This is a genomic window from Flavobacterium piscis (assembly GCF_001686925.1).
Lineage (GTDB): Bacteria > Bacteroidota > Bacteroidia > Flavobacteriales > Flavobacteriaceae > Flavobacterium > Flavobacterium piscis.
Window position 1 is genome coordinate 24304 of sequence record NZ_LVEN01000013.1, and the last position, 15741, is coordinate 40044.

The 15741-nt window shown below is 32.6% G+C and carries 14 protein-coding genes and 1 tRNA gene; 12 read left to right on the plus strand and 3 right to left on the minus strand.

The genetic code is table 11. From position 1 onward, the window contains the following. Positions 1–13 precede the first annotated feature (13 nt). Positions 14–1543 (minus strand): hypothetical protein, encoded by a 1530-nt coding sequence (locus FLP_RS08785; RefSeq protein ID WP_123921657.1) that lies wholly within the window; start codon positions 1541–1543, stop codon positions 14–16. 641 nt (positions 1544–2184) lie between these two features. Between FLP_RS08785 and FLP_RS25450 the strand changes: the two genes are divergently transcribed. Further along, positions 2185–2367 (plus strand): hypothetical protein, encoded by a 183-nt coding sequence (locus FLP_RS25450; protein ID WP_165606659.1) that lies wholly within the window; start codon positions 2185–2187, stop codon positions 2365–2367. 688 nt (positions 2368–3055) lie between these two features. On the opposite strand, the gene FLP_RS25840 is transcribed toward FLP_RS25450, so the two are convergent. Further along, the gene (locus tag FLP_RS25840) at positions 3056–3178 is read right to left on the minus strand and encodes a hypothetical protein (protein WP_262496266.1); all 123 of its coding nucleotides are present in this window, start codon (positions 3176–3178) and stop codon (positions 3056–3058) included. Between the two features lie 989 nt (positions 3179–4167). Between FLP_RS25840 and FLP_RS08790 the strand changes: the two genes are divergently transcribed. From FLP_RS08790 to FLP_RS08825, 7 genes are all read left to right on the plus strand, one after another. Further along, on the plus strand, positions 4168–4965 hold the full coding sequence (locus tag FLP_RS08790) for a hypothetical protein (protein ID WP_065449157.1): 798 nt from the start codon (positions 4168–4170) through the stop codon (positions 4963–4965). A gap of 18 nt (positions 4966–4983) precedes the next feature. Continuing rightward, positions 4984–5562, plus strand: a complete 579-nt coding sequence (locus FLP_RS08795; protein ID WP_065449158.1) for a hypothetical protein — start codon at positions 4984–4986, stop codon at positions 5560–5562. A 978-nt stretch (positions 5563–6540) separates the two neighbouring features. Further along, the gene (locus tag FLP_RS08805; RefSeq protein WP_065449160.1) at positions 6541–7551 is read left to right on the plus strand and encodes a hypothetical protein; all 1011 of its coding nucleotides are present in this window, start codon (positions 6541–6543) and stop codon (positions 7549–7551) included. A 191-nt stretch (positions 7552–7742) separates the two neighbouring features. Then, positions 7743–8336, plus strand: a complete 594-nt coding sequence (locus tag FLP_RS08810) for a hypothetical protein (protein WP_065449161.1) — start codon at positions 7743–7745, stop codon at positions 8334–8336. 149 nt (positions 8337–8485) lie between these two features. Continuing rightward, positions 8486–9334, plus strand: a complete 849-nt coding sequence (locus FLP_RS08815; RefSeq protein ID WP_065449162.1) for a hypothetical protein — start codon at positions 8486–8488, stop codon at positions 9332–9334. Positions 9335–9407: 73 nt separating this feature from the next. Then, on the plus strand, positions 9408–10229 hold the full coding sequence (locus FLP_RS08820) for an HNH endonuclease (protein WP_065449163.1): 822 nt from the start codon (positions 9408–9410) through the stop codon (positions 10227–10229). Between the two features lie 33 nt (positions 10230–10262). Beyond that, positions 10263–11186 (plus strand): hypothetical protein, encoded by a 924-nt coding sequence (locus tag FLP_RS08825; protein WP_065449164.1) that lies wholly within the window; start codon positions 10263–10265, stop codon positions 11184–11186. Between the two features lie 110 nt (positions 11187–11296). On the opposite strand, the gene FLP_RS08830 is transcribed toward FLP_RS08825, so the two are convergent. Continuing rightward, positions 11297–11378, minus strand: a tRNA-Leu gene (locus FLP_RS08830). 109 nt (positions 11379–11487) lie between these two features. On the opposite strand from FLP_RS08830, the gene FLP_RS08835 reads away from it, so the two are divergent. The 4 genes from FLP_RS08835 to FLP_RS08850 all read left to right on the plus strand — a co-directional run bounded on the left by FLP_RS08835 (position 11488) and on the right by FLP_RS08850 (position 15662). Then, on the plus strand, positions 11488–12876 hold the full coding sequence (locus tag FLP_RS08835; protein WP_065449165.1) for a dipeptidase: 1389 nt from the start codon (positions 11488–11490) through the stop codon (positions 12874–12876). A 575-nt stretch (positions 12877–13451) separates the two neighbouring features. Then, positions 13452–13874: a toxin-antitoxin system YwqK family antitoxin gene (locus tag FLP_RS08840; RefSeq protein ID WP_065449166.1), complete on the plus strand. Its 423-nt coding sequence runs from the start codon at positions 13452–13454 to the stop codon at positions 13872–13874. Positions 13875–14070: 196 nt separating this feature from the next. Then, positions 14071–14442, plus strand: a complete 372-nt coding sequence (locus FLP_RS08845; protein ID WP_065449167.1) for a BlaI/MecI/CopY family transcriptional regulator — start codon at positions 14071–14073, stop codon at positions 14440–14442. Continuing rightward, a complete protein-coding gene (locus FLP_RS08850) occupies positions 14439–15662 on the plus strand; it encodes a M56 family metallopeptidase (protein WP_065449168.1) in 1224 nt (407 codons plus the stop codon). The genes FLP_RS08845 and FLP_RS08850 overlap by 4 nt, the downstream gene beginning before the upstream one ends. The last annotated feature ends 79 nt before the right edge of the window (positions 15663–15741 follow it).

Genomic DNA, 15741 nt, shown 5'->3' on the forward strand with positions numbered 1-15741 from the left:
TGTTCTTTTATTTTTATTTCGCAGTGGTGTAAATTGATAAGTCACTTGCCACTCGATTCATTACTTCTCTTACCCTGTCAACATTCTTTTGAGTGGTAAATAAGGCATCGTAAACGTACCCGGCATTTATTCCCTCAAGATTCAATCTTCTTATTACCTCGGTCATTATTTCGACTTCTTTTTCAAACAATCTTTGTGATGTGATTTTATAATTTAAACAAATCTTTTCATTTATAATATTCTTAATCATTCTATTTTCAGTGCTCGTATAATAATTGTATAATGGGGACTTTTTCATTTCCGCTCGCTGCTTATTGAAAAATGACAGATGCTCTATTTTGATGATGTCTTTATCAATTCCTGTATCATCAGAAATTGATTTATGCGTGATGTATTTTTGTGCTCCACCGTATAATGATATTGCGATATTTGGATGAAGACAGGCATAATCTACTTCAACAATTGGTTCTCCATCGATTTTTATCATTGCTCTTATCCAACTGGGCATTAAAGTAAAGCAATCAACAACTCGACCGCCTGATTTATGATCGCCAACGATCGGAATCATAATTCCGTTATCAGTCAGATATTTATATAAGAGGATATTGTCCTCAATAAATGTTCTGTTTTCATGATCCTTCCAATATTCATTTTTGTGCCTGTTCCTCATGGTGTATGTTTTGCCTTTCTTGTTCTTTTTTTTTGCTTTGCAAAGTTCTTTTCCTCTTTTCAATATCTCTGATTCATCAGGGTAATCTATTTGAGAATATAACTCTATAAGATTAGCAGCTATTATGTTGTCACTAGCTATTTTAAGGGTCTTGAACGTGTGCTTTTGTCGTTGCCGAATAAGTTTAGGTGTAGTCAAGTTATAGGTCGTTAAACCGGCGTTATAATACGTATCTGTGATTTTAAACTTTCGTGATGTTACGCCCTGACTATAGGTTTCTTTGCCAAATTTGTTCTTCATTATTTCTATCATTGGCCCCTTCTCTTTCGAGCCGGATAATAGACAATCAATCACTTTGTTATAAATGTAATTGGATGCACTATTTTGTGTCTGTTCGTGTAGGATCGTTGAGTTCAATGTCTTCCATTTATCGTTAAAATATGTGGAGGAGAGATTAGAAATGACTATTAAGCACTTTTCGACCGCCACGGTCAAATCCTTATCGATTTCTCTTAGTAAAGATTTCGATGTATATTTTTTTAGGTTGTAAACTATTTTGTTCGGTATGTGGAGCAGAGAAGAACTGGCAAAAAATAGCGCAATCTGCGCACATTGATTTTCATCAGTACATTCGGCAAGGTCTGTTATCAGTGGTTCTACATCAGTATTATTATCATAGTCATTAATAATATAGATGAGAGATGTATTGGATGATGATAGAGGTGTAAGTGATGATGATGATGATGATGATGTGGTATATAGTGGTTTGGATATGGTCGTGTTATGACTATACACATTTGGTACTGGTGTACTGAATAGCTTATTTAATTTTGATTGGTCTAAGATGGATTTCTCCTTGTTTGTTAAGATCATTTTTATGCTGGATTATTTTTATGGGCTGTTTTTTTACTGAGGTCGAGCAGCCAGGCTAATTAATCCTGGCAACCTCATAAGAGTTATACAAATTTTTATACAATTTGTTTTCTTATTCCATAAATTAATTCTATTCCTTGGACTAAGAACTTCAAACGGGGATAACACAGCCAAATTAAAAAGGATATCAGGAATTACAACGTGGTGTTGTGATGAAAGTGAGGAATTGGTGGATGAAACTCTCTTTGATAAAGTTGACTTATCTGTTCGAACCCTCGGAATTTAAAACCGGGTTATAATGATCTTGAATCCAACTACAAAGAACCATTGGATTTATAACTGTTTTTTTTTTATTATTACGAATTGAGGATGGGACCGGTTACATCCAATCAACTTACCTGGACAGCAAGCAGAATTTAAGTACTGACTTCATTAGAGAAGTTGAGACCTTAAAAGAGTTAAACGTTGAGAAGTACTCGAATATAATTTTAGGATCTTGGTCAGAAAAGAGCGAAGGCGGTATCTTTTCAAACTGGGAATATGTAACGTTTCCGAAGGATGAAGAAATTACTTTTGGCGCGGATTGGGGTTACAGTGTAGGTCTATCGACATTGATTGCGGTAGTAATCGATAACAAAAACATGAGGATTCATGTTTGTCAACATCTCTATCAAAAGGGATTGAATACTTATCAGTTAATTAAAATTTTTAAAGTTGTATGCGGTTCTAATCTTATTGTTGGTTATAGCGCAGCAGGTCGTCAAATAGATGAAATCAAACTTGGCGGTATTAATATTGTTCCCGCAAAAAAGGCTGCCGGATAAGTAAGAGAGGGAGTAATGCTAATGAAAAATTACGTTATCGTTGTTGACTATAAGTGTAAAGACTTAGCAAACGAATTAAATAATTATTCTTGGAAGACTAATGGTGAGAAACCAATTGACCGCTGGAACCATACTATTGATGCAATAAGGTATTGCGTAAAGCATTTGAAGGAAAATAACAAAGAATGTTTTGTTTGCTAATGACAGTAGCTTATTTAATTTGGTTATAACTGACACTACTTGTCACAAAGCACAATAAACTGATTATAATTGACATGATTTTGCACGAGAACAAGTAAAAAACGACGTTTAGTCGCTAAAAAAGTAAGTTTTTACTTGCTTATTTTGTCATTTTTTATGTCGTTTCATTCGTTTTCGTGCAAAAAATTGTCATAAAAAACATAAAAAAAAGGGTATTTTGGTGCCTAAAAATTCACTAAAATAGCATAAACCGTTGTGATTCAATTATTTACTTATTTATATTGATTCTAAATTGATGTTTGTGTTTCTGGAGTATGATTACAAACGTATTAAATGAGTTATTTTTGACCATGCGGTTGTCAAACAAGTGACAATTACGGATTTCCGTAAAAATAAAAAAGTCCTACCCGATTAAGTAGAACTTTTTTTGTCCTTCAACAGCATTCTCTTTGACAAGATCTGTAAACTAATTCAAATTTTTAGATTCTTAAATATCTTTTACAAGAAATTTATAGAGTCCGCCATTTGCTTTATAATGTCTTTTACCTTTGATAGTTTTATATCTAGAGTAAACATATTTGTAGCCATTTGGGGCATCGTTATGTATCATTGTAACCGAAGTTAAAATTAAACATTGGAATGATAAGCGTCAACTTATCAAGTTACAGAGTCTATATCAAAGAACATTCACATTCGAAATTTACTAATCGCTGTAAACTCGATTACACATCAACAAAGGCTAGTGCTTCTCACGGCATAATTAGCCTTTTTTCCTATTTCTAGGTTTCCTGTAACAAAGATACTTAATAGTGTTATTAATGCACCATGTGCGAAAAATTTATTTTGTTGATAACTATGTAAAGTTTTGACTGTTAAATATTTGTCTTTTTTTGACTTTTAAACTTTAACATTATTTTAACTTAATACATGCGCTTTCTTTAACATTTGACAATTATATTATTGTCATAAATCACAATAAAATAATAAAATCACAGTTTGTGATTATTTTTTTTGAAATTTACATAGATTAAATCTATACTATTAAAAAACGAACAGCCAATTCGCAGAATGTAATTAAAAGGACATTGAACGTGATTATTATAATATTTCAAAAGCTGGTAACTGGATTACAAAGTTAGGAAATGGTTCTTCTATCAGTCATGATAATAGAATGCTGGGTGTGAAAGCTGTGAAAGATAGAGTTGCATCCTTTCGTCCTGTCTTAGCTAAATAAACCGAAATTGATGATATTTAAGCCGTATAGAGCCATTATTTCAGCATATCAGGTACTCTTTATATTATTCTCTTTTCTTCCTTTCTTATCTATTTATCGATATCAGCTTTTGGATAATTGATTTAATTTCGTTTGACCCGCCAAAAGGGTCGAACAGGATAATTTAAAGTATCGAATTTCTAATTGATCAAGCATTTGGTGTTGAAATTAAGGTCACACATACCAAGGTTGTATGTCGGGTATATTTATATATCAAAATGTGAGTTCCGGGAAATGGATAAAAGAGGAAAATAATTTTAATTCTTCTCGTAAATGCTGGTGTATATTGATCAGGCGGTATATCTTAGCTTCAAAACCAGATGATTATGATAACTAAAGTGCAAATTGAGAATATAGTTAAACGCTATAATATAAAACTCGATCGTTTCATTTTAAGAGAGGATCTGGTAGATGTTCACGGAAGTGTAAAAATCACCAATACATCTTTAAGAAAATTACCAATTAGGTTTGGAAGAGTTAGTGGTGACTTCTATTGTTACGCTAATAAATTGCAAACCCTTAAAGGATCACCAGATTTTGTTGGCGGTGATTTTAATTGTGCCAACAATCAATTAACATCCTTGAAAGGCTCACCAAGTTCTGTAGGACGGGATTTCGCATGCCATGAAAATTCATTGACATCATTAAAGGGGTGTCCCACACATATCCATGGTAATTTTAACGCTTTCCTGAACAAACTTGTAACACTTGATGGTGCGCCTGAAATAATAGGTGGCAATTGTTCATTATTTGAAAATGATCTAATTTCATTAGAATCTAGTTTGAGACATGTTGGATCATCCTTGCATGTGACTGGGAACCCCCTAACTAACTTAATTGGACTTCCTGAATACATTGGCAATATTTTATCAATCAATAATAGAACCTCCATATACATGGGGAAAAAGAACTGTCAAGTGAAGCGAATTGAAATTGAAATACAAAAAAAACCGCATAAAAAGGATTTTTACTTACCTCCAATTATTGTTCAAAACCAAAAGTACCTGCCAACCGTTTTTAAATATATGTATTACTTAAAAGACGACATCTTTTCTGATGATGATAAATTGAATCAATCGAATTTCGAAAATATTATCTATGACATTAAATCTGGTTTACGTTAAAAAAATATCACTACCCATATGAATTTAGATTCCATTTTGCAAGATGATTTTATGGTTAAGGAAAATGAAATTGACGCTATTATAAGGTCTTATTGGATTGTTATAATAGGTAATTATACAATAAATATTGAAAATACCGTTGATGTTTTGGGATCTGTGAGATTTCCGGATTTTGCTTCTTTTTTAACGGAACTACCATTACAATTTAACCTTGTAAGTGGGGATTTTGACTGCTCGGCGTTGGTTAATCTTACCTCTTTAAAAGGCGTTCCAATTCAAGTTGGAGGTACATTTAACTGTGCATATACAAATATAAGATCACTCAACTATGCTCCGAGGAGTGCACAAAAACTGATCTTTGATAATACTATCAAATCACTATCAACTAATTGCAATTGTGATTTCAATCAAGTTCAGATCATCTGGAGAAATAGTAATCCACTGGACAGTTTTCCTAGTACAATTTTGGAGTATGCTGCATTCTTACCAACAATTCTCAAATATCAAACCTATTTTGAAGTTTGGAATGCTGATTATTCATTCAACGAGCCGGGATTCGAGAACCTGATTGCAGATATTGAAGAAGGGTTGCAATGAGATTTTTGACATAATGTTAAAACAACGATCTTCATCCTAATACTTAGTGCTGATTTTTCCAGTACGCATTTTAAAGAAGAAAAACTCCCATATTGAACTTTTTACGTTGAAAAATATTAGTTTGATCAATACAGGTGCCTTATGTCGCTTAAAGATGTGTACTTCCTGGGTCTACGGGCATTTATTTGTAAATTGGTAATAGTCATAAATATAACAAAATATACAAAAATAACCAATGTTAAATCGTTTGTTGGGTTAATAATTATCTTCCAATTAGTGGCAGCGAAATTTAATATTAATCAATTTAATTGATTGAACCAACTATCTTGACAATCCAATTATATAATCTCTAAGACATCGAATGTAGTGCAACTTATTATTGCCACATAATGATAAACCAAACGAATATCTAAGCATAGCACAAGTGTTTGAAGGCGATCCATTGAAAGTATATTATAATAGGTTGAACTATGGAACGCCATTCATTAGAAACCATAATGGAGAATATATAGTAGTGAAAATGGGATTTTCAAAAGATAGGCACGCCTTAGATGCAATGACAAAATCTGCATATGTATGGAGAGGACAACAGGATGGAGAATATATCCCGGTACTCATAGCTGAACTTTCGAAAAAAAATCATATAAAGATTTGCCTCATTCACTTACGGAAGTAACTTATGAAGATGGTTTATTTGTGCATGCAAAAGATGGAGTTGGGGTTTCGCCCTATGGAAGAGTTGGAAGAATTATTTACCAAATATACCCAAGATCTCTAATGGATAAGTCGAGATATATTTGATAATTACTTGAAACAAAAGGAAGAACCGCTGACAGCGGTTTCGCGTAATGTGTTGCTAATAACCTTGACGTTTTTTTATCAAGAAAAAACTTTATCTTTAACTGAAATAAATCATACCTCTGTCATCACCAATTCGTAAGCAGCGGAACGTTAACTGCATAATCAACCATATGGTATATGAACGAACTTATTGGACTTAAAAATATCAATTCATTCCAAAATATAAACGATATCAAAAGGGAGTTATTAATTTTTGATAAAATTTTCATAGTTGGATTGCTTGAATGGAAAGAAGTCATTGAAAAACAAATGTTCAGAGATTCTCGTTCTTTTTTGGAGCAAAAGGGTTTAGTTTCGCTAAATGATTTTGTAATATACCAAGGCTACTTATTTATGAATGAGGAATTTAATAAATTTGGTGGTTTGGATAAATATTATGAGGATAAAAAAACTGATGATTTAGATTTTAGGAATCAAAATTTGGAATATTTAATTCAAGAAAAAAAAATCATATTTGATTATGATGAATTGTCTAACGAAAAAAAATATATTGAAATTCATAAACAGATTAGTCCAATAATTGAATCTAAATTAAATGAATCTAAAAGCCAAAACACTGCCAATTTTTTTAATCTCTGTAATTTATGTCATGACTTAAAAACACGTATTATTTCGACTTCATATGACGAATCAAAGTTCACTGCAATTCCTTGTGACAATTCAATCTATTCTATTGAAAACATTACAAATGTTAAAGCCGAGATTTACAACCTGATTCTGGAGGATTTCCCAATCATAGAAGTTAATGATTTAAGTTGGGAGCAAATATTTTATTTTAAAAAAGATCCTGAAACATATAATTCCATTTGGGGATTGCGAACTTGGATAACAAATCTTTCAAAGTCTAATAAAAGTATTGGAGAAATTGAAGAAGAATATAGATATTTGAAATATAAATATGAACAATCTATTAAAATTCATAAACTAAAAACAAGTAATAGTATATTTCAAACAACAATACAAACAAGTGCAGAATTATTAGAAAATGTAGCAAAATTAAAATTACGAAAGTTATCAGATTTATTGTTTAAATTTAAAGAAAATAAAATTTCGCTAATGGAAGCCGAATTAAAAAATGACGGAAATCAATTTTCCTACCTTTTTAAAATTAATAATAAATTCAAATAAATAATGATATCACAGTGGCTTAATTTAAAGTTGGTTTTATTTTTGAAAAGTTGTGTTTAACCGAAACGTAAACCTTAATTTAATTTAAAGCAGGTTGTAGCATGGGAACGTTAGCGTAGCAGTTCGTTGCCTGACTTAATGGAGTTTTAGCTTTGCAATATATGAATCAAATAAAATGTTTTTTTAGCACAATGGGTACTTCCGATATAATAAATTCAGTTGTTGCGGTTGCCGCAATAGGAACTATTATACTTACGATCTTGATGATTAGGGAGTCTATGTTGATGCGGAGATTTTACACAACACCCGACATTAATATTTACTTGCAATTTGCAGAAGCCTCTCCTAGTTTGCTTTTTATCATTTTTGAAAACTCTGGAGCGGGAGTAGCTATCGATGCTAAATTTAAATTAATTAAAGATTATAGCTATTATAATGATTTCGATGTATTGAAATTAGGGTCTATGGGAATAATAAAAAACGGCATTCATAATTTCTATCCGAAGCAAAAGTTCAGATACCTCGTCTCGAGTCTTGTAGGGGATTTTGATCAAAAAGCAACAGATGTAATTAAAATAAACGTGACATACAAGCTTGACAACGGAAAAAAAATAAGCAAATCTCATGAACTTTATATTGAAGAATATTTAGGCGGAGGAATGCACACTCCGGGCGATACACACATAAGACAAATATCTTATAGATTAGAACAAATTCAAAAAGATTTCGCTAAAATAACCTCTGTTGTTCTATCTGATCACAATGCGAAAAACAAAGAGCATTAAATAACATGTAAAAGCAATTAGCAATTACTGGTTTTTGATGTTAATAGATATTTCAACTGTAATATTTACTTTTGAGTGAGGGTATGATCGTTGCATTTCTGTTGATAAGATTTGAATACAGAAATTTTAATAGGAACCTATGACAAAATATGTATAAAATAACAAAAATAGAAGGATTTGAATTAACTAAAGAGACATGTTTTGTTTGTGGTAAAAGTGCCGATTCACGAGAGCATATTTTTCCAAAATGGTTACAACATAAATTCAATTTATGGGATCAACAAATTACTATGGCCAACGGAACGGACATATCATATAGACAGCTGGTCGTCCCTTGTTGTAAAAGATGCAATACAGGTTTTTTTTCTGGATTAGAGAATAAGATTGCCAATGGAACTGAAACTGATTCCGATATTTGGAAATGGGCAAATAAAGTTCATTTTGCTTTGACACTGAAAGATAAATTTTTAGATTGGGATAGAAAAAATCCAGGTTATAAAATTGGTGACATTATTAGTTCTTCAGATCCACTTGAGCAATCGCGACATTTTTTACATTGCGTTTCTGGAGTATTTAAAACCGATCCTGATCCATTTGGTTCTGTATTTAGATTTGATTTTACCTCTGAGCAGAAATATAATTTTATTCATGTCATAAACTCAAGTTCTATTTGTATTTCGTTTGGTGATAGAGGGTACGTAATTTTCGTTCGAGATGGTCAATTTCTTAAAGAACAAAATGTTGTTATGGATGATTTTCATGCCTTACTAGATAAGAGTTTGATAGAGATGACCGATATGCTTTTCTTCTATGCAAAAAATATTGAGTATTTAGAAAGGTGTACAATCTCATTACCAGCAATGATAATGCCAGGCAAAATAGTGAAATTGGGTAGGGTTATAATTCGAGAAAGTAAACCTGTTGATAAAGAATTGTTACGAGCAGGTTGCGAGTGGATGGGGGTTACATGGATAGATCCTGACGATCTGCAAAAGTAAACTAATGGCTTTATGAATAAAAATTGGTTCGTATTTAATCTGTAAGACAAAGCTGCAATTTTAAAATAATATTATGCAAAACCGAGATGATTTTACCTCTAAGACTAAAGATATTCTTTCAAAAAGAGTAAGTTTAACTTGCAGTAATCCAGATTGCCAAAGACCTACAAGCGGGCCAAATACTGATCCGAATAAAGCAACGAATATTGGTGTTGCTGCACATATATCCGCTGCTGCTTCCGGCGGGCCAAGATATGATGATCAAATGGATAGTAGTGATAGAACTAGCATTGAAAACGGAATTTGGCTTTGTGTAAATTGCTCTACACTCATTGATCGCGATCATCAGAGATACACCAAAGAAATACTTAAAGAATGGAAGTTTATTGCAGAACAAAGGCTTCAATTAGCACTACAGAAAACTCCAGTTTTACGAGAACTTCCTTTTATTGAAGCTGATTTGACGTACGACTATAAATCACGTATGACTCATGGATATAGTTCAAAAAACTTAGAGTTTGAGCAACCCATTCCCGCAGGAACTGATCTTTATCAATATTGGACACTAAAGTGGAAATTTAAATTTTCTCTTCACAATAATTCAGAAGTTCCGGCTTACAATGTTGCTATTGCCGAAGAAAGAAATTTTTTGAAATACTTACAAGTATTGCCTAGAATTAACAATTTGCAACCTTTTCAATCGATGGAAGTCGAAGCGATTTTTTTAAAGCCATTTCATGGAACATCGACTGAGGCTGACACATTACTAACAGATATCCCGGAAGAATTGAATGGCGCACGTTTTCTAATTATATATAATGATACTGCAAGATCCGAACATAGAACTACTGTAACTTTATATCATGAAAGTATATCTAATGAAAGAACTTCTTAAAGCTTTACACGGTATAATAGAACTTACGTTGATATGAACGATCAAAATACAAAAGTACTTAGTAACTATTTTAAAAACCTAAAATTGAATAAGACTATCTATTTAAAGTCCGTTTATACCGATTTAACTAAAGATAATGTAGAACTCTTAATTAACTATCTTCAGGAAATTGGTGGAAAAGCACTAACGCTAACTTGTAGAAAGCAAAATGCATTTAAGACAACATGGTCGATACGGGAAGAAAATCTAAGGATAAGATGTCACGTTCAAAATGCGGCAGATTATCTCCGATCTATTAAAGATAATTATTTAACAGACCAGATTAAAGTAGTAATTGCAGATGTTGCTAAATATGTTAATATATTGGATTCTAATGAAGATGTTAGTTTTATTTTAGTGAGCACAAATACTTTGCCTTCTGCAATTCATTTTGACATTGCTCAAAGATTATTCATAACTCATAAAATTAGAGATCAAAATCAGAATAACTACAATGCAGACCTTTTGACAATTTACGCTTTAAGATTAGCGTTAGAAAGCCGTATAAGGGGGCTTTTAGGTATCGACTATGCTACAAATAAAGGTAAGACTGTTGGTTTGAATTCTCTAATCAAAATTTCTAAAGATCTTAAATCTGTTCTATATTCAAAAGATTTAAAATGGAATGAGATTGAATGGGTAAATAAGTGGATAAATCACCATATGCATAGACATCTTCGGCCATATCCTTGGATAATTTATTTAGCAATTGACTCATTAAAATTATTTATCGACCCTAAGGAACCATTTATTGACGAAATAAGGACTGTGTACTCATTTTACAGCGCAACTTACGTTGAGAATGAAAAAGACTTACATGAAGAAATCGAATCTTCTCTAAAACATGAATATCCGGAAATTGAGATTACGTGGCTGGCCAAAAGAGAAATTTTGAAGCCAGTAGTTAAAAGCGATTAATTTAAGTTAAAATACAATAAATAATAAGATACAGGGTGTTTTTTAGGGGAATATACAAAATGAAAAAGACTTAAAAAACTGACTAACAGTTATTTAAGTCTTAATGTTTGTGCGGATAATAGGACTCGAACCTACACGCCTTGCGGCACCAGATCCTAAGTCTGGCATGTCTACCAATTTCACCATATCCGCTCAATTGTGGGTGCAAAGATAAACATAACTTCTATATTTCAAAGCATTTTTTGAAAAAAAATATTAATTCTCTTTTTTGTATTTTTGAAATTCTATAAAAATTATTTCAATGGAAAATATTAAGTCCTACGTTCAACAACATAAAGATCGCTTTATCAATGAGTTGATCGAATTATTAAAAATTCCGTCGGTAAGTGCCGACACTGCATATTCGCAAGATGTTATCGATACTGCCGAGGCTGTAAAGGAAAGTTTATCAAAAGCAGGCTGTGATTTAGTCGAAATTTGCGATACTCCGGGGTATCCAATTATATATGGAGAGAAAATAATCGACCCAAATTTACCAACAGTTCTTGTATACGGACATTATGATGTTCAACCGCCAGATCCAATCGAATTATGGACATCGCCACCATTCGAACCCGTAATTAAAAAAACCGAAATTCATCCGGAAGGTGCAATCTTCGCTCGTGGTGCCTGCGATGACAAAGGACAAATGTACATGCACATAAAAGCGCTTGAATATATGGTGCAAACGAATAATTTGCCTTGTAACGTAAAATTTATGATCGAAGGCGAAGAAGAAGTAGGTTCGGCAAGTTTGGCCTGGTTTGTAGAACGCAATCAGGAAAAACTGAAAAACGATGTAATTCTAATTTCAGATACCGGAATGATCTCGAACCAACAACCATCGATCACAACAGGTTTGCGCGGTTTAAGTTATGTAGAGGTCGAAGTTACTGGTCCAAACCGCGATTTGCATTCAGGTTTATACGGTGGAGCAGTGGCTAACCCAATCAATGTTTTGGCAAAAATGATTGCTTCTATGCACGACGAAAACAATCATATTACCATTCCTGGTTTCTACGATAAAGTTCAGGAATTATCTGCTGAGGAAAGAGCCGAAATGGCAAAAGCGCCTTTTAGCTTAGAAAAATATAAAAAAGCCTTAGACCTAAACGACGTTTACGGCGAAAAAGGATATGTAACCAACGAACGCAACTCGATTCGTCCAACATTAGACGTAAACGGAATCTGGGGCGGATATCAAGGCGAAGGAGCAAAAACCGTTATTGCGAGCAAAGCATTTGCTAAAATCTCCATGCGTTTGGTTCCTAATCAGGATTGGCACGAAATCACAGAACTTTTTACTAAACATTTCACCAACATTGCACCGTCAGGAGTTACCGTAAAAGTAACGCCTCATCACGGTGGACAAGGTTATGTTACGCCAATTGACAGTATTGGATATCAGGCGGCAAACAAGGCATATACAGAAACTTTTGGCGTTCCTGCAATTCCTGTTCGCTCAGGCGGAAGTATCCCGATTGTTGCTTTATTCGAAAAAGAACTTAAAAGCAAAACCATTTTAATGGGCTTTGGTTTAGATTCTGATGCAATTCACTCGCCAAATGAGCATTTCGGAATCTTTAATTACTTAAAAGGAATCGAAACTATTCCGTTGTTTTACAAATATTTCGTAGAGCTTTCTAAGTAATAAGTTTTGCCACGAAGGCACTGAGACACAAAGATTTTTTTATGTTTCGCTCTTTGTCAAAGTTTTAAACTTTGACAAAGATGAATCTCAAATTATATAAAATCCGTTTATTCTTTAAGGGTAAGCGGATTTTTTTATGGGCGTTCCCTACGGTCGGGCTATCCGCTATATCTTTTTGTTTTTAAAGAAAAAACAAAAAGGATATCGCTCCTATCCCTAACGCTTAAAGAAGATTCAAAGGTTTAAAAAGGTTCAAAGTTGCAAAGGAATAAAGTGACAAAGGTTTTTTGCATCAGAATTGAATAGCCCCTAGCTTTAGCCAGGGGATTTTTTAGATGAAAAGAATTGGCTTTAGACAAAATTTTTAAACACCTGAGAATTTATTTGGCTAAAGCCATGCTCTTTATTCCTACAGTAAACCTAGCTAAAGCTGGGGTCTATTCAAAAACCTTTGTCACTTTGTGTATTCTAAAAAACTCAGAGCCTTAGAAACTTAGCAACTTTTTCTTGCATATTAAAAAACTAACTCTACATTTGTAGAGCAGTATCTATGAATGTAGAGTTAAACTAAAAATATGAAAAACCTTCTTTTACTATTTTTTTGCGGAATGATGCTTTTTAGTTGTAAAAGCAAACCCATCAATCAGAAGGTTGATAAAAAGAAAGAAGGACTTTGGGTCGATAATTACGAACAAGATAGTACGACATACAAATCGTTCGAATATTATAAGAATGATCAGCCGGTAAAAAAGTGGAAATCCTACATCAACGGAAAAATCTACAAAACCGAAAAATACAAAAACGGAATCTGTATCGTAAGATATTATTATGAAAACGGAAAACTACAATCAAAAGGAAAAACAAAAATCGAAGTCAATGCGCTAGAAACACATTGGTTCTATTTTGGCGATTGGAAATTCTATTCAGATAAAGGAAAACTAACCGAAATTAAAAAATACAATAACGGGGATTTGATTTCAGAAAAAGCAATACAATAAATAGCCCACGGGTTTTACGGATTAAACGGATTGACGCGGTTTTTTTTTAGAATATAGAATATAGAATAAAGAATAAAGAATAAAGAATAAAGATTAATCGTAATCATCAAAAGAATCATTTTAATCATTCAATCAGTGGCAAAAAAAAACTCAGCCACTTAGAATCTCAGAACCTTAGCACCTTAAAAATAAAAACATGCAATTATCAAACTCAGAAGAACAATTAATGCAACATCTTTGGAAGCTTGAAAAAGCTTTTATGAAAGATTTGCTCGAAGCGTATCCGGAACCAAAACCAGCAACCACAACCGTGGCAACACTTTTGAAACGAATGATCGACAAGAAATTCGTAGCCTATAACGAATTCGGAAATTCGAGAGAATATTATCCTTTGGTCGAAAAGACGGTCTATTTCTCGAAACATGTAAACGGATTAATCAGTAGTTTTTTCAATAATTCGGCATCACAATTTGCTTCTTTTTTCACGAAAGAAACCAATTTGTCGACTTCGGAATTAGAAGAACTCAGAAAAATAATCGATTCAGAAATTCAAAAAAAGAAAAAATGATACTCTATCTTTTAAAATCAGGAATACTGCTTTTGGTTTTTTATGCAGTATATAAATTATGGCTTGAAAATGAAAAAATGTTTCGTTTTAATCGCATTTATCTATTGGGAAGTTTGGTTTTTAGTTTCGTGATTCCGTTGCAACTTATTTCGATTGCTTCTGGTTTTTCTAACAAAATTGGATTCATTCAACTTGAAGAATTGGTAATTCAAAAAAACAATGAAAATGTTGAGATGATTTCAATAAATGATTTTGTGTTTGTTTTAATTGGAGTCGTTTATGCCTTTATAGTTTTGATGTTAACGATTCGTTTTGTCCTGAATTTGTATTCATTTTACAAAAGAATAAAAAATAATCAGGTAGAATTTATACAAGGCGAAAAAATAGTTTTAATCGAGCAACCTATTTTGCCACACTCTTTTTGGAAATCGATTTTCATCAATAAAAATGAATTCGAAAAAGGTAAAATTCCATCAGAACTAATAGCGCACGAAAAAGCACATTTAGATCAAAAACATACTCTGGATATTCTTTTTATAGAAGTTTTGCAAATTGTTTTTTGGTTCAATCCATTGTTGGTCTTTTATAAAAAAGCAATTAAACTCAATCATGAATTTTTGGCAGATGAAGCTGTGAATAAACAGTTTGGATCTGTAAAAAGTTATCAGAATCTATTATTGGACTTTGCTTCAAATAAAAATACAGTTGCCTTAGCAAGTAATATTAATTATTTAATAACTAAAAAACGTTTACTTATGATGACCAAAAAAGAATCTCCGATTAAAATTGTATTAAAAGTATTTAGTGTAGGTGTAGTATATGCTTTATTATTGTTTGTTTTTAGTACAAAAGTAACGGCTCAAAAAGCATTGAACAAAGCTGATGTTAAAGAAAAAGACCTTTATGTACTCGCCGATGTTGAAAAATTACCTGAATTTCCAGGCGGTCTCACAGAATTCTATAAATTTATTGGGAAAAATTTTAAAATGTCTGCAGAAGCTAATAAAATTAAGATCAAAGGAAAGGCTTATATGCAATTCATCATTGAAAAAGACGGAAGCTTATCGGATATTAAAACCATAAAAGATCCAGGTTACGGATTAGGCGATGAGGCAATCCGCGTTTTAAAGCTTTCCCCAAAATGGACAGCAGCTACTCAGGAAGGAAAAGCTGTTCGAGTAATGTACAGTTTACCAATTACGTTTCAGTCTGCGGAATAGTTTTTTAAGGTTCAAAGAAGCAGAGAGGTAAAGGGCCAAAGGTTTTCTTTTGATATGGATAGGCTCCAGCTTTATCAGG